This is a genomic window from Edaphosphingomonas fennica (assembly GCF_003034225.1).
In the GTDB taxonomy this organism is placed as follows: domain Bacteria; phylum Pseudomonadota; class Alphaproteobacteria; order Sphingomonadales; family Sphingomonadaceae; genus Sphingomonas_E; species Sphingomonas_E fennica.
Window position 1 is genome coordinate 1 of sequence record NZ_PHHF01000085.1, and the last position, 13,469, is coordinate 13,469.

General features: G+C 64.4%; 16 protein-coding genes. 12 read left to right on the forward strand and 4 right to left on the reverse strand.

Annotated features, from left to right (window positions below):
* Nucleotides 1-250: 250 nt before the first annotated feature.
* The 3 genes from CV103_RS21260 to CV103_RS21270 all read right to left on the reverse strand — a co-directional run bounded on the left by CV103_RS21260 (nucleotide 251) and on the right by CV103_RS21270 (nucleotide 3,073).
* Nucleotides 251-742 (reverse strand): Ros/MucR family transcriptional regulator, encoded by a 492-nt coding sequence (locus CV103_RS21260; RefSeq protein ID WP_107396132.1) that lies wholly within the window; start codon nucleotides 740-742, stop codon nucleotides 251-253.
* A 293-nt stretch (nucleotides 743-1,035) separates the two neighbouring features.
* Nucleotides 1,036-2,457, reverse strand: coding sequence for an IS1182 family transposase (locus tag CV103_RS21265; protein ID WP_107396133.1), 1,422 nt, complete (start codon nucleotides 2,455-2,457; stop codon nucleotides 1,036-1,038).
* 166 nt (nucleotides 2,458-2,623) lie between these two features.
* The gene (locus CV103_RS21270; RefSeq protein WP_107396134.1) at nucleotides 2,624-3,073 is read right to left on the reverse strand and encodes an RrF2 family transcriptional regulator; all 450 of its coding nucleotides are present in this window, start codon (nucleotides 3,071-3,073) and stop codon (nucleotides 2,624-2,626) included.
* Nucleotides 3,074-3,160: 87 nt separating this feature from the next.
* Here CV103_RS21270 and CV103_RS21275 point away from each other — a divergent pair, with 87 nt between their 5' ends.
* From CV103_RS21275 to CV103_RS21295, 5 genes are all read left to right on the forward strand, one after another.
* Nucleotides 3,161-3,613, forward strand: a complete 453-nt coding sequence (locus CV103_RS21275) for a group III truncated hemoglobin (RefSeq protein ID WP_107396135.1) — start codon at nucleotides 3,161-3,163, stop codon at nucleotides 3,611-3,613.
* Nucleotides 3,610-3,903 (forward strand): TehB family protein, encoded by a 294-nt coding sequence (locus CV103_RS21280; RefSeq protein ID WP_012115018.1) that lies wholly within the window; start codon nucleotides 3,610-3,612, stop codon nucleotides 3,901-3,903. Before CV103_RS21275 ends, CV103_RS21280 begins: the two co-directional genes overlap by 4 nt.
* The gene (locus CV103_RS21285) at nucleotides 3,896-4,360 is read left to right on the forward strand and encodes a hypothetical protein (protein WP_107396190.1); all 465 of its coding nucleotides are present in this window, start codon (nucleotides 3,896-3,898) and stop codon (nucleotides 4,358-4,360) included. The genes CV103_RS21280 and CV103_RS21285 overlap by 8 nt, the downstream gene beginning before the upstream one ends.
* 18 nt (nucleotides 4,361-4,378) lie before the next feature.
* Complete coding sequence (locus tag CV103_RS21290; protein WP_107396136.1) at nucleotides 4,379-6,682, forward strand: nitric-oxide reductase large subunit; 2,304 nt, start codon at nucleotides 4,379-4,381, stop codon at nucleotides 6,680-6,682.
* A 186-nt stretch (nucleotides 6,683-6,868) separates the two neighbouring features.
* Nucleotides 6,869-7,645 (forward strand): Mom family adenine methylcarbamoylation protein, encoded by a 777-nt coding sequence (locus tag CV103_RS21295; RefSeq protein WP_107396137.1) that lies wholly within the window; start codon nucleotides 6,869-6,871, stop codon nucleotides 7,643-7,645.
* A 21-nt stretch (nucleotides 7,646-7,666) separates the two neighbouring features.
* Here the strand turns inward: CV103_RS21295 and CV103_RS21300 are convergent, their stop codons facing one another.
* Nucleotides 7,667-7,903, reverse strand: coding sequence for an acyl carrier protein (locus CV103_RS21300; RefSeq protein ID WP_107396191.1), 237 nt, complete (start codon nucleotides 7,901-7,903; stop codon nucleotides 7,667-7,669).
* A 239-nt stretch (nucleotides 7,904-8,142) separates the two neighbouring features.
* Here CV103_RS21300 and CV103_RS21305 point away from each other — a divergent pair, with 239 nt between their 5' ends.
* The 7 genes from CV103_RS21305 (at nucleotide 8,143) to CV103_RS21340 (ending at nucleotide 13,463) form a co-directional block, all read left to right on the forward strand.
* Complete coding sequence (locus tag CV103_RS21305) at nucleotides 8,143-8,385, forward strand: hypothetical protein (RefSeq protein ID WP_107396138.1); 243 nt, start codon at nucleotides 8,143-8,145, stop codon at nucleotides 8,383-8,385.
* An 85-nt stretch (nucleotides 8,386-8,470) separates the two neighbouring features.
* Nucleotides 8,471-9,418 carry a hypothetical protein gene (locus CV103_RS21310; protein WP_107396139.1) on the forward strand — a complete coding sequence of 316 codons (948 nt, stop codon included), beginning with the start codon at nucleotides 8,471-8,473 and terminating at the stop codon, nucleotides 9,416-9,418.
* Nucleotides 9,415-9,768: a DUF3768 domain-containing protein gene (locus CV103_RS21315; RefSeq protein ID WP_107396140.1), complete on the forward strand. Its 354-nt coding sequence runs from the start codon at nucleotides 9,415-9,417 to the stop codon at nucleotides 9,766-9,768. The genes CV103_RS21310 and CV103_RS21315 overlap by 4 nt, the downstream gene beginning before the upstream one ends.
* A 168-nt stretch (nucleotides 9,769-9,936) precedes the next feature.
* Nucleotides 9,937-11,580, forward strand: a complete 1,644-nt coding sequence (locus CV103_RS21320) for a PRTRC system ParB family protein (RefSeq protein ID WP_107396141.1) — start codon at nucleotides 9,937-9,939, stop codon at nucleotides 11,578-11,580.
* 36 nt (nucleotides 11,581-11,616) lie between these two features.
* A complete protein-coding gene (locus CV103_RS21325) occupies nucleotides 11,617-12,042 on the forward strand; it encodes a PRTRC system protein E (RefSeq protein WP_107396142.1) in 426 nt (141 codons plus the stop codon).
* Nucleotides 12,043-12,089: 47 nt separating this feature from the next.
* Nucleotides 12,090-12,296 carry a PRTRC system protein C gene (locus CV103_RS21330; protein WP_107396143.1) on the forward strand — a complete coding sequence of 69 codons (207 nt, stop codon included), beginning with the start codon at nucleotides 12,090-12,092 and terminating at the stop codon, nucleotides 12,294-12,296.
* Nucleotides 12,297-12,428: 132 nt separating this feature from the next.
* The gene (locus CV103_RS21340; RefSeq protein ID WP_245896996.1) at nucleotides 12,429-13,463 is read left to right on the forward strand and encodes a hypothetical protein; all 1,035 of its coding nucleotides are present in this window, start codon (nucleotides 12,429-12,431) and stop codon (nucleotides 13,461-13,463) included.
* Nucleotides 13,464-13,469 lie beyond the last annotated feature (6 nt).

A 13,469-nucleotide genomic window follows, 5' to 3' on the forward strand; every position in this document is an offset into this window, starting at 1 on the left:
CAGAATTCACCAACCGGCGCGGCCACCTATCGGCCATCAAAATTGACGCCGACCGGACTCCGTAATCGTCGCGCTACACGTTCGGGCAGATCACTTTCTCCGCCGGTGTCGCCGACGTGTTCGACTTTCCCGATCCGCGATCCGCGCTCAAGGCCGCCGATGAAGCGCTCTACGCGGCCAAGCAGGGCGGCCGCAACCAGATCTGCCTTGCCGAAAAGCCCGCCCAGGCGGCCTGACGGCCGCCAGTTGCCTATTTCGGGGGCTGATCCTCGCCACCCTTCGGGCGGCCACGCCGAGCGGGCGCCCCCTTGGTAACCTTTGCTGGAGCCGAGGCCGTCCTGGGCTTGCGTCCGAGCCCGATGCTCTTGGCGAGCGTGCGCCGCTGTTCGGCATAGTTGGGCGCGACCATCGGATAGTCCGCCGGAAGGTTCCACTTCGTGCGATAGTCGGCCGGCGTCATCTGATAGTGCGTCATCAGGTGACGCTTGAGCATCTTCAGCTTCTTGCCGTCTTCGAGGCACACGATGTAGTCGGGCTTGATCGAAGCGCGCACAGAAACGGCGGGTTCCTGCCTCGTTTCCGCTGGTGCATCGGTCTTGCCAAGACCGCTCAGTGCCTCGTGAACATTCCTGATCAGGGCTGGAAGATCCGATACCGACACGCTGTTGTTCGTCACATGCGCGGCGACGATGTCGGCGGTCAGGGTAATCAGCGTGCTGTCGGTTTCGGACGCGTCGGTCATGTTGATCTGCTTTCTTCGAAGTCAGGAAAGCCCCGGACGCGCACTCGCTACCGGGATCGCGGCGCCTTGTGAAGCACGCAGGCCCTTAAAACGTCGTTCGCCTCTCCCAAAGGACTTGCCGAAACGGTTATCGGCGGCGGCGATACCGGCAACATCTCCGAGCCCGAAATAATTGCGCGATCACAGGAAAGAAGAGGGAATGGGTCGGGATGACAAGTTGGGGGGCGAAGCACCCCAGGCTGTGCAAAAACTCATTCGTCTAATCCGCCGCCGCCAGCACCGCGACGCGCGCCTCACCCCGCTGGCGTCAGTCGCTCGGCACCGAAGGCATTTACTGCATGGAGGATGTTGAAGGCGACAATCGAGAGAGCCGCTTCGGCCTTTACCGCTCTGAGACCTCGCGCGAGGAACCTTCCGCCGCCGGACATCCGTTTAATCGTGCCGAAGGGGTGCTCTACAGTACATCGGCGGGTCACCATCAAGCTCGGATCCGCGTAGATTCTGGCCTCCATACGATCCAGCGCCGCCTGGTCGAACAACCGATGGATGGTCCGTTGGGCGCCGGACGTGCATCGGCTCTTCAGCCGACAGTCTTTGCATGCAGACGTTCTATATCGGATCGCACGGTTGCGGGTATGTTTGCCGGATGGTCTCAACGTCTTGCCGGCGGGGCACCGGATTGTGTCGGTCTCCTCATCATACACGAACTGCGCTGGCCGGAAAAAATCGGTGCTCATGGCACCGCGTTTGATCGGCGCCGCGACCTCAATATGGTCGCGCTCGCATTGCGCGACCGCCTGGGCGTTGGAGTAACCGCCGTCGGCCAGGACTTTGAGCTCGTCAACCTCAAGCACCTCCATCGTCGCCATTGACATTGGATGCAGGAGCTGGCTGTCGTTTGCCTCGTTGGTCACGTCGTGATGTATGATCAGGCCGCTATCTACATCGACCACGCTTTGCATGTTGTAGCAGGGTGTCTTGGGAGAACGTCCATAGCCCATCGGCCGCGCGTCGGACTCGCCAAAGACCAAAGCCGTCTCGTCGCGATCCTTCAGGATGTCCTGCCGGCGCACGAGCCTGTCCTTGCGGCGCCCGAGGGTCTCGATCGCAGTGGTGAACGCCTCCCGATGTTTGGGCTGATCGTCGAACCCCTGGTCCACTGCCTCATCTATGATGTCGAGCCGCTCAAGGTAGTAGGCGATCTCCTTTTCGGTGTGCGCAACGTCACGGGCAAGCCGGTCGGCGCCAGCGATGTTCTTTGAGCTCGCGACCGCGCGCATCTTCGTCCCGTCCAGCGCGACCAATCGACCGCTGATCAAGCCGGTTTCGCGGCAGAACTGGATGAATGCAGCGCTGGCGCCGACAATGGCTTCCGGATTGTCATGACGAAAGGAGGCGATCGTTCGGTAATCGGGGGCAAGCCGGCGCATTAGCCAAAGCGCTTCGAGGTCGCGGACACACGCTCGTTCCAATTGGCGTGAGGACCGAACCTGGTTGAGATAGCCCCAGATGTACAGCCGGAGCATATCGCCTGGATGGTATCCAGGGCGGCCGGTGACCGCAGCGATAGCGCGACCGAAGCCAAGCTCAGCCAAGTTCAAGCTGGTAACAAAAGCATCGACGACTCGGACCAATGCGTCCGGGGAAACATAGTCATCAACACAAGGAGGAAGCAGGCTGACCTGATCTCGCGCGAGTCCCTCAATAAAACTCATGCACACCCCGGCGCGGAAGATGGGAAGATAATTGGATTCTACACTGACAGGTTCATGAGTAAAAGCTTGTTATTGGCTTTGAACATCTGCGCCAGGTGGCGTAATAACTCATTACAGATGTTGCGGGCTTCCGAGAAGGATCAGGTCAGAAGCGCCGGGTTCTCCGTTACGTCGAAGCAGTGGCCGCTTGCGCGTCGAGCTGCCACCCGTAGCTTTTGGAATCCGGTACGAGATCGGCGATGGTGAACTGATCGAGGTGTCGCGCGAAAGCTTCCAGCGCGCCTGCCAAGGCATGGCGCAAGCCGCATGCGGGCGTCACGACGCAGCTGTTGGTCGCCGCGTCGAAGCATTCGACGAATGTCCCGGTGTCTTCCATGATGCGCATGATCGAACCGACGTTCAGGGCATTGGCGGGCCGCGTGAGCTTGAGGCCCCCGCTCCGGCCCCGCACACCCTCGACAAATCCCTCCGCGGCCAGTCGCTGCGCCACTTTCATCAGATGGTTCTTCGAGATGCCATATGCGTGTGCGATCTCGGCGATCGAATGGTGGCCGTCCTTCACGGCCAGGAACATCAATGTGCGAAGGGCATAGTCGGTCTGGACGGACAATCTCATAAAAGATGCATATCATATATTGGTTTTATCCGCCAAGGCGCGTAAACCATGCATAGGAAATTCATCTTAATCGAGTCGAGGCAGGCAATGACGTCGAACCATGCCGAGCAGGCGCGGGCGCGCAAGATGGCGGATGCGCTCGCCTGCGGGATCGATGATGCTTTCATCTCGCGGCTCGTGGAGAGGTTCTACGACACCGTCCGGCAGGACGACATGCTCGGTCCGATCTTTGCTGAACGCATCGGCGACTGGCCGCATCATTTGACGCGGATGAAGGATTTCTGGGCCTCGATCATGCTCGAATCCGGTCGGTTCAGCGGCAATCCGATGCGCAAGCATATCGCGATCGGCGAGCTTGATGAGGCGCATTTCGCGCGCTGGCAGTCGCTTTGGGACCAGACGCTTGACCGTATCGCGCCGAACGCAGCGGTCGCGGACCGGTTTGGCGAAGCGGCGCAACGCATTGGCGAGAGCTTGCTGACCGGCATCAAGATCGACCGGGGCGGTCTGGCCGCCATTTCCGCGAGGGCCGCGTCGTGACACCGGTCCCCTACGGCGCATCGCCGATCTTCGATGAGCAAAGCCTACCCGACGCGCTGCGCAACGATCATCGCACCAAAGCAGGCACCTGGGGCCTCCTGCGGATGCTGGAGGGCGAAGTGCGGCTCGTTTTCGTCGATCCGCCGAGCGAGCAGCTCGTGACGCCCGACAGGCCCGCGATCATCCCGCCGCAAGCAACCCATCATGTCGTTCCGCTCGGCCCCATGACGATGCAGGTCGAGTTCTACCGGGAACGCCCAGAGCTTGTCGAAGACGCGGACCGTGGATGACTTCGCCCTTGCTCGCACGGTGCATGTCATCGCGGTCCTGTTCTGGATAGGCGGCGTCGGTTTCGTCACCTGGGTGCTGATGCCGACGCTTAAGGCAACGGAACTGCCGCAGGATCGCTTGCGCCGTTTTCAGCAGATGGAGGCGCGCTTTGCCTGGCAGGCACGCGTGTGGGTTCTACTTGCCGGCGCAAGTGGCCTGTGGCTGGTGGCGCGCGCCGATCTGTGGAGCCGCTTCCTCGACGGCCGGTTCTGGTGGATGCACCTGATGGTCGCGCTCTGGACCGTATTTGCGCTGATGTTGTTCGTCATCGAGCCGCTGCATCTCCATCGCCGCCTCGGCAATACACAGTCACCAGAGGCGGATTTCGCTCGAATGATCCGGCTGCATCAGTTATTACTTGCAGTCAGCATCATAACAATTTTGGGCGCGGTAGGCGGTAGTCACGGACTATTCTGAACAGAGGGGGTTTGGGGCATGAAGAGCTATCAAACGACATTCAGCATCAAAAGGCTGTGGATCATCCTGTCGGTCGGCATGGTGGTCATGTTCGGAATCCTACTGTTGCTCGGGCAGCAGATCTACCAGCAGGCGCCGCCCATTCCCGAAGCAGTGAAGTCCCAAAGCGGCGAGACATTGTTCACGCGCGCGGACATCGAGACCGGCCAGAATATCTGGCAGTCGATCGGCGGCATGGAGCAGGGCTCGATCTGGGGCCATGGCAGCTATCTGGCGCCCGACTGGAGCGCCGACTGGCTGCACCGCGAGGCGGAGGCACTGCTCGCCCTATCGGCCACTCCGCTCCCCGCGGGCGTGTCCCCCACGCAGGCGGAAGCGATGCGAAAGGCCGCGCTGCAAGAGGAAATGCGCAGGAACAGCTATGACCCCGCGTCCGGCGCTATCACGGTCAGCGACACCCGCGCGCGCGCAATTCGGCAGGTGCAGCAGCATTTCGTCAGCCTGTACGATGGCGGCGATCCTGCCTCGCTTAAGCTCCGCCGCGACTATGCCTTCCCGGTCTATGGCGAGCTGTCGGCCGCGGAAGCCCGGCAGCTTACCGCCTTCTATTTCTGGACGGCCTGGGGGGCGACCACCGATCGTCCGGGCCAGAACATCACTTATACCAGCAACTGGCCGCACGAACCCCTGGTGGGCAATAGCCCAACCACCGGCACTCTGTTGTGGAGCCTTGCTTCGGTCATCCTGCTGCTTGCAGCGGCAGGCGCACTCATCGCCTATTACGCCAAGCAGTTCGACGTCTGGCGCGGCGACATCCTGCCCGAGGGCGGCATGGCGACCTCTGATCTTCTGGGACAGGCCGTAATCACACCGTCGATGCGGGCTACCGCGAAATATTTCTGGGTCGTCTGCGCGTTGTTCGTGGGGCAGGTGCTGCTGGGCATTGTCACCGCTCATTATGCGGTCGAGGGACAAGGGCTCTATGGCCTGCCTTTTGCAGAATATCTTCCCTACACGATCACCCGCACATGGCACACGCAACTCGCGGTGCTGTGGATCGCCACGGCATGGCTGGCGACCGGGCTCTATGTCGCGCCGATGCTCGGGGGACGCGACCCCAAGTTCCAGCGGCTCGGCGTCAATTTCCTGTTCGTTAGCCTGCTGGTCATCGTCATCGGCTCCTTTGCCGGGCAATGGGCGGCCGTCCACCGCTTCTTCACCAGTCTGACGGCGAATTTCTGGTTCGGGCATCAGGGCTATGAATATGTCGATCTCGGCCGCTTCTGGCAGATCTACCTCCTGATTGGCCTGTTCCTCTGGGTGGCGCTGGTAGTGCGCGCGCTCTGGCCCGTGCTGCGACGGGAGGGCGGAAAGTCCCTCATCTATCTCGTGCTGGTGTCAGCGCTCGCCATCGGGCTGCTCTACGGCGCGGGGCTGATGTGGGGCCAGCATACGAACATCGCCATCATGGAATATTGGCGCTGGTGGGTGGTGCATTTGTGGGTCGAGGGCATTTTCGAAGTCTTCGCCACGGCCATCATCTCGCTGCTGTTCGTCCAGATGGGCATCCTGCGAACCTCCACCGCCACCGTGATGGTGTTGTTCGCAACGATCATCTTCCTGTTCGGCGGGGTGCTCGGGACCTTCCATCACCTGTATTTCAGCGGGACGCCGACGTCGGTGATCGCGGTCGGCGCGATGATTTCGGCGTTGGAAGTGGTGCCGCTGCTGGTGGTCGGCTTCGAAGCCTATACGCGGCACAAGGTCGAGCATGAAGCCGAGTGGGAACGGATTTACCACTGGCCGTTCATGTTTTTCGCCGCCGTCCTGTTCTGGAATCTGGTCGGCGCCGGCCTGTTCGGCTTCCTCATCAACCCACCGATCGCGCTCTATTACATGCAGGGGTTGAACACGACGGCGAACCATGGCCACGCCGCGCTGTTCGGCGTCTATGGCATGCTCGGCCTGGGGCTCACGCTCTATTGCATGCGTGGATTGACCGACGTCACGCGATGGAACCTGAAATGGATCAGGATCTCCTTCTGGTCGCTCAATATCGGCCTTGGAATGATGACCTTCCTGTCGCTGCTCCCGCAGGGCATCCTGCAAACTTATGCCAGCATCGAGCACGGCTATGCCTATGCGCGCTCAGCGGAGTTCATCCATAGCCCGATCATGCAGGCGCTGGTCTGGGCAAGGGTGCCCGGCGATGTCGTGTTCGCATTCGGCGTCTTCGCGTTCGCATGGTTCATGGTCCAGGCGTTCATGCACGGCAGGAAGCCGACTTCAGAAACGGTGGCCATTCCAAAGCCGGCGCTTTAGATTCGCCACTCCGCTTCCCGGCTGCACCCCGGTTTTCAACAGACGGCCGGCTAATTTCGGGCGTTGGTCGCTCTCGGCCAACGCCATTTGCCCGTGAAACGGCTTCAGGATCGCCGGACAGGCTTGCCCGCTCCGTGGGTTTTAGCACAGCCTGACCCCCGACACCCCCTCATCTCCGAGGCCGGCATGGACACATCGCGCAGCCAGCGCTGGCGGGAACGGCGCGCCCTCTGGGCCACCGATTTCCGCCTCATCAATCCCCGAGCCTATTGCGTCGACATCATCGATCACGGCCTGGCGCGCGCCTTTATCGCCGAGCATCACTATCTGCCCACTTATCCCGCGGCACAGGTCGCCGTCGGCCTCTTCGGGCGCTGCGCGCGGCTCGAAGGCGTCGCCGTCTTCGCCGTGCCCGCGACCGCTGCCGTCATCGCTCGCCACACCGGGTTCACCGACCCTGACAGTGGCACCGTGCTCGCCCGGCTGATCCTGCTCGACAGTGTCCCGCAAAATGGCGAGAGCTTCTTTTGCGCGCGCGCCTTCCGGCTGCTGCGCCAGGCCCGGCCCGGGATCGAGGCCGTCGTGTCCTATAGCGACCCCGAAGCAGGCCATATCGGCCGCGTCTATGCCGCCTTGTCCGGCGCGCACCGGGGTACCACGCGGCCGCGCATCGTGCTTCGTGCCGGCACCCGCACCATCTCCGATCGCACGCTTTCGAAGATCAGGCTGCGCGAGCGCGGCATGGACGGCGCGATCGACCAGCTGGTCCGGCTCGGCCTTCCCGGTCCAGGCCTCCGCGAGGATCCTGCCGCGTGGCTCCAGCGCTTGCAGACCGAACAACTGCTGACCCGACACCGGCACGCGGGACTCTACACCTACTGCTTCGAGCTCACCCGCGATGCGCGTCGACGTGGCCTGACGCTGCCGAGGCTTCCCTATCCTAGGATCCTCCCGGCGGCGTGATTCTAGCGCGGGACCCTGGTCTCAGGCCTTGGCTTTCTCGAGATAGGCAATCGCCTCGCCGACGGTCTGAATCGTCTCCGCGTCGGCGTCTGGTATCGAGACCCCGAACTCCTCCTCGATCCGCATGACGAGCTCGACGACGTCGAGGCTGTCGGCGCCCAGATCGTCGATGAAATGGGCATCGGGAACCACCTTCTCGCGATCGGCACCGAGCTGATCCGCCACAAGCTCGGTCACCTGATCGGCTATGTCACTCATCAGCTTGGTCTCCATGGTCTGCGCGTTCCGAGGTTCGAGGTCCGGGATGCCGGCGATCCATCGATTCCGGCATCGTTTCGTACACCGCGAACCACACGGTAGCGCTACGTAGAGTTACGGTTCCGGCGCGAGCGATCGCCCAGTTTCGTGCCCTTCAGGGAGACCTCTCCGCGCTCATCCTTGCCGCCATCTCGCCACGCGGCCCGGCGGTTATCCATCGCGTAAGCAGGAGCATTGTGATGCATGTCGATTTCGAAATCCACGGAAGTTTCGAGGTGCCCGTCGGAACCCAGCCGGTCGAGGGACTGCCGAACCTCTTTCGCCTGCCGACCGGCGAGATCGTGTCGGTTCATCCGGTGATCGAAATGGCCAGCGCCGATACCAGCGACGACCATCACGATCTGACCACCTCCGAGGCGGCCGCGATCGGAGTCCATCTCGATCTCTACGATCGTGAGTCCAGCCTGCAGGACGCCGACTGACGTCGCGACATCGGCGACAAGTGACTGGGAGGAGAGGGGGAGGGCGTTCGGCGCGCAGATGGACTGCGCGAGAACGGAGCACCCCATGCTGGCCGCCCAACCCCGCGACATCGACTATATCCGCGTCGCCGAACCAGCGCCGGTCGTGCTCGCCTATGGCATCGGCGTTGACAGCACCGCGCTGCTCGTCGAGCTGGAGAGCCGCGGCACCCCGCCCGACCTCGTCCTGACCGGCGACCCGGGCGTCGAGAAGCCCGAAACCTACGCCTATAAGCAGATGATCGCCGCCTGGATGGCCGCCCGCGGCATCCCTTACGAAACGGTGCGCTACACGCCGCGCCGCTTCAAGCATTGGCCGCCCTATTACGACCTGCTCGCCAACGTCCTCACCAACGCGACGCTGCCGAGCATCTCGCTGGGGCGTCATTCGTGCAGCCTCAAATGGAAGGTGGCGCCCCAGGACGCCTTCCTCAAGCAATGGGAGCCCGCCAAGGCGGCCTGGGCACGTGGCCAGAAGGTCATCCGCCTGATCGGCTACGATGCATCCCCCGCCGATACGCGGCGCCATGCCCATGCTTCCGCGATCGAGCACGATCTCTTCGAATGCCGCTACCCCCTGCGGGAATGGGGATGGGACCGCGCTCGCTGCATCGCCCGGATCGAGGCAGCCGGACTTCCCGTCCCGCCAAAATCGAGCTGCTTCATATGCGGAGCGATGAAACCGGACGAGGTCCGGGCGCTGCCCGTCTGGTGCCTGCGTCTCATCGTGCTTGTCGAAGCGCGCGCGGCGCCGCGGCTGCGCACCGTCGAGGGGCTCTGGCGGCGGTCGACCTCGACCCGCCCGGGCCGGATGACCGACTTCATCCGCGCCGAAGAGCTGCTCCCCGCAGCCGACATCGACGCGATCATCCGCGACGCGCCCGCTGACCTCATCCGGTTCCAGGACGTCGCCGCCCATGTTCCGCTCCCCGAACGGCCGGCGATGGCGGAGTGGCTCGAAACCTTCAACGCCGGCTTGCTGGAGGCAGCATGACAGTCCCCACCACCGAACGCATCGCCCGGCTCAACGACCGCTGCCGGCAAGGTCTCGATCCCAGTGCCCGCATCATGGTCACCCGCAATTGCCTCGCCCGGCTTTCCGGCGAAGGCGAGGGAATCGCCGAGGTGCTCGCTCAGGCCGAACTGCTCGCAGCGGTCCGCCGCTATGCCTTCAAGCCCGGCGACGGACCCGAGCGCGACTTCGGCGCCTTCGACCTGCAGGACCAGCGGATCCTCTTCAAGATCGATTATTACGACATGGCCCTCGAGTTCGGGTCCGAGGACCCGGCCGACGCGTCGATCACGCGGCGTGTGCTCACGGTCATGCTCGCCGAGGACTACTGACCGCCGCCCGGCGTCCCCCGCACTCTGCCCCTTCGCAAACGAACGCAGCGGCTCCCCAGCCCTCCGGGCAGCGAGAGGGGAGAGGGAAGCGAGCATCAGGCTCGCCGAACCGAAGGCGCGCGGGCCCCGACGGATCTTCGCCTTCCCCATTCCACGAGGAGATCAGCCTTGACCATTGCAGACCCCATCCGCGCCACGCTGCCGCTCTCCCTCATCACGAAGGGGGACAATCCGCGCCGCTATTTCGACCGCAAGAAGCATGATGAGCTTGTGGCGTCGATCCGCTTGCGCGGCATCCTGCAGCCTATCCTGCTGCGCCCGAAGGGCGAGGTCTACGCGATCGTCGCCGGCGAGCGCCGCTACCGGGCCGGCCTCGAAGCCTACGGCCCCGATGGCGAAGTGCCCGTCATCATCCGCGAGATGACCGACCAGGAAGCGCTCGATGCCGCGATCGCTGAAAATGACGACCGCGACGATCCTTCGGAAACCGAACAGGCCGACGCCGCCGTCCGCTACCTCGCCGCATGCCAGAACGATCGCTCCGAGGCCGCCCGGCGGCTCGGCTGGTCACGGACCAAGCTCGATCGCCGTCTGGCGCTCGCGGAGCTGTCCGAAACCGTAAAGCTCGCGCTCGACGAACGCCGGATCAAGGTCGGGCATGCCGAGCTGCTGGCGGCCGTCCCTGCGGACAAGCAGGACAAGGCCCTGGAGACGATCCTCGCTTCGGGGCTCGACGTCGGCAAGACGCGCGAGCTGCTCATGCGGGTCACGCAAAATCTCGCCACCGCGTGCTTCGACAAGACCGAATGCACGACCTGCCCGTTCAACTCGGGCGCGCAGCGAACCCTCTTCGAGACCCACATCGACGACGGACACTGCACCAATCCCAGATGCTTCGAGCTCAAGACCCAGACCGCCGAGGCGATCCGCTTCGAGGAGCAGGAGCGCGCCGAAAAAGCGGCACGGGCCGCGGCTCCGCCCGCCGATGACGATGCCGACAATCAAGGCGACGAGGAAGACGATGGCGAGCAGGACTACGATCTCGACGGAGCCGGGATCGAGGTCTCGCCTGTTGATCGCGCCGAGACCCCCGGCCGGAGCGAACCCCGGACTCCCCCGCCGGTTGCGCCGGTCCAGTCGCCGGGCGGCGGATCGATCGCGCACAAGCCCACCGTCACCGTCAAATCGATCGCCGGCCGCACCAGCGACCTGCGCGAAGCGACCTGGCGGACCGCGCTGGCCCGGGCGCTCGCGGCCAACGCCGTCCATGCCCATAGCGCCATCCTCGTAGCGGCTATGTCGGGCACGCTCCCGCAGATCAAGGCCGAGACCCTGAAGGCCCGCGCCGGCCTGCTCGTCGGCGCTTCCTTCCCGGATCTCGCCTATGCCGACAAGATCGCGGCGATCTGCGGACTGTCGGAGCCGCAGGCGGCGAACGTCCTTTCCGCCGTCGGCGCGGCCTACGCCAAGGACGTGCTGACCTTCGGCCATGTCGCCGACCTCGCCCGCGCTTTCGGCGTCGACCTGCGCGATGTCTGGCAGGTCGATAAGGCCTTTCTCGAGCGCTACACCAAGGACGAGCTCAAGTTCATCGCCCAGGAATCCGGCCTGGTCGCGCATATGGGCGAAAAGGGCTTCGCCAAGCTGCTCGGCGCCAAGAAGGCGGATCTCATCGCCGGCATGCTCAACCGGCCCGGCTTCGACTGGGCCGGCCGCCTGCCCAGTTCGATGACGCTCGACGGCCAATATGGCCCGCCGCCCGTGAAGGCCGCGCCGCCGGCCGACGCCCCGGTCACGCAGCTCGCCGCCTGATCCCCCCAACGCTCACATAGACAAGGATTTGCCCCCATGCTGATCTCGAACCTGCTCCCGCTGCTCGCGCGCTACTCGCTCGGCTTCGACCTCGTCGCCGGTCCCGACGACACCGTCACCCTGACCGTGATCCCCCGCAGGCATGAGGGCGCCGCGCACAAGCTCGAAGCCGGCGAAACCCGACCGATCTCGCTCACCGCCAGCGCCACGGAGATCGATGCCGAACTCGCCAAGGGCGAAGATGGCGCGCTGGGCCAGCTCATCGCGGCGCGCAAGACGCTCGCCGACCAGCTCGCCGAACAGCGCGAGGCCGCGGATGCCGCCCGCACCGCCGCGGCCGAGGCCGCCAAGGCCAAAGCGGCAACCCCCACGCCCAAGCCCGCCTCCACGGGGACGAAGGTTGCGGCGCCCACCAGTCCGCCGGCCGACGCCAAGGCCGAGGAGCCTGCCAGCCTCTGGTGAGACAGGCCCTTCGAACCCCTCAACACCCATCAGCCGGGAGACCCCCAATGCAGATCAATCACCTCACGCGAACCTATCGATATGACGGCATCGACCTTCCGGTGCCGCCGCATCTCGCCGGTGAACCGGGCGCCCTGCGCGCCTATCACGCCACCCTCTATCCCCCGATCCTCAACGCCGAGATCGTCGATGCCGGCGTGTCGGGGAACGCCCACGTGATGGAATACCGGCGCGCCGTCGGCACCAAGGGCTGATCATGGCGCTCGCACGCGGTTCGGCGATCGCGCCGACGCCCCGGAAGACCCTCCTCCAATGGATCGAGTTCGACGATGGCGACCCTACCGGCTTTACCCATCCCGCCTGCAGCCCGCAGGCCCAGGCCCTCCATGCGCGGATCGTCCTCGACCCGCACGAGGCAAGGGGCGATCCTTGCGAACCGCTCCAGCCGCCCAGCGGCCTCCGCCTTCCGCCCCTCGGCTGACCTGGCAGGGCGCGGCATCGCGCTCTCCCCGGATATCCCAGTGATCTTCGACGCTCCGCTCGCGGCCCATCACAAGCTGATCGGCCGCTGGGCGGTCGCCCGGCAGGACGCGTCCGGCATCTGCAGCCGTGTCGAGGCCCGCCAGCACATCGAGCGCGTTTTCGATGCCGCCGTCCTTGAGATCCTGGCTCCCGTCGACCTCGCGGATTTCAGGGTCGCGGTGCTTCACAGCGAGGAGGACGGCCCCCCGGCGATCGCCATCATCTGCGAGAGCATGGGACAGCTCGACCTCGGATGGATCGAGACCGGCGATGCGCCCACCGGCTGGCGCGCCGCGGCCTATCGCGCGCTCGAGCAATGCCTGAACCAGGCGCTGCCGGTCTTTGGCTATGGCGATCTCTTCGATGAGATCGCGATGTATTATTGGGACGGCGAAACCGACGACGAAGCCGCCCGTCAGAGCCTGATCGACTATCACGGCGCCGAACCGGACGAGCTCGACGAGCAGGTTTTGCCATCCGAGATGAACGCGCGTCGGCCCGACTGGATGATCGCGGCCAATGCGGCATCTGCGCGGCGGCTCCCTGCCGAGCTGCGGCGCCGGCTCGCGGCGCTCCGGGATGCGCATAAGGCGCTCGCTGCCATCCCGACCGATCTCGACGCCTGGCACTTCGATTTCCAGGTCGCCTGCGAATATCTCCCCGGCATCGAGGAGTGCGCCTCATTGCCCCCGCTCACCCTCGTCCCCTTCGAGCAATTCGCGCGCGAGCTCGACGACGTCGCGCGCCACGGCATGGAGATGGGCTTCATGGACCTCGCCGGCATCTGTCCGCTCCCGGACGCGGGCCGCATCGACGACTGGTTCGCCTCGCTCCGCCTCGGCGCTGACTTCCTGATCGCCGCCCAGAACCTCCTCCAGTTCGACCCCGCCAATCCGTGAGGCCAT

Bases quoted from the DNA above. Each gene is read 5' to 3' on its own strand.
- CV103_RS21260 (WP_107396132.1), bottom strand. From the start codon at position 742: ATGACCGACGCGTCCGAAACCGACAGCACGCTGATTACCCTGACCGCC.
- CV103_RS21265 (WP_107396133.1), bottom strand. From the start codon at position 2,457: ATGAGTTTTATTGAGGGACTCGCGCGAGATCAGGTCAGCCTGCTTCCT.
- CV103_RS21270 (WP_107396134.1), bottom strand. From the start codon at position 3,073: ATGAGATTGTCCGTCCAGACCGACTATGCCCTTCGCACATTGATGTTC.
- CV103_RS21275 (WP_107396135.1), top strand. From the start codon at position 3,161: ATGACGTCGAACCATGCCGAGCAGGCGCGGGCGCGCAAGATGGCGGAT.
- CV103_RS21290 (WP_107396136.1), top strand. From the start codon at position 4,379: ATGAAGAGCTATCAAACGACATTCAGCATCAAAAGGCTGTGGATCATC.
- CV103_RS21295 (WP_107396137.1), top strand. From the start codon at position 6,869: ATGGACACATCGCGCAGCCAGCGCTGGCGGGAACGGCGCGCCCTCTGG.
- CV103_RS21300 (WP_107396191.1), bottom strand. From the start codon at position 7,903: ATGAGTGACATAGCCGATCAGGTGACCGAGCTTGTGGCGGATCAGCTC.
- CV103_RS21305 (WP_107396138.1), top strand. From the start codon at position 8,143: ATGCATGTCGATTTCGAAATCCACGGAAGTTTCGAGGTGCCCGTCGGA.
- CV103_RS21310 (WP_107396139.1), top strand. From the start codon at position 8,471: ATGCTGGCCGCCCAACCCCGCGACATCGACTATATCCGCGTCGCCGAA.
- CV103_RS21315 (WP_107396140.1), top strand. From the start codon at position 9,415: ATGACAGTCCCCACCACCGAACGCATCGCCCGGCTCAACGACCGCTGC.
- CV103_RS21325 (WP_107396142.1), top strand. From the start codon at position 11,617: ATGCTGATCTCGAACCTGCTCCCGCTGCTCGCGCGCTACTCGCTCGGC.
- CV103_RS21330 (WP_107396143.1), top strand. From the start codon at position 12,090: ATGCAGATCAATCACCTCACGCGAACCTATCGATATGACGGCATCGAC.
- CV103_RS21340 (WP_245896996.1), top strand. From the start codon at position 12,429: ATGCGCGGATCGTCCTCGACCCGCACGAGGCAAGGGGCGATCCTTGCG.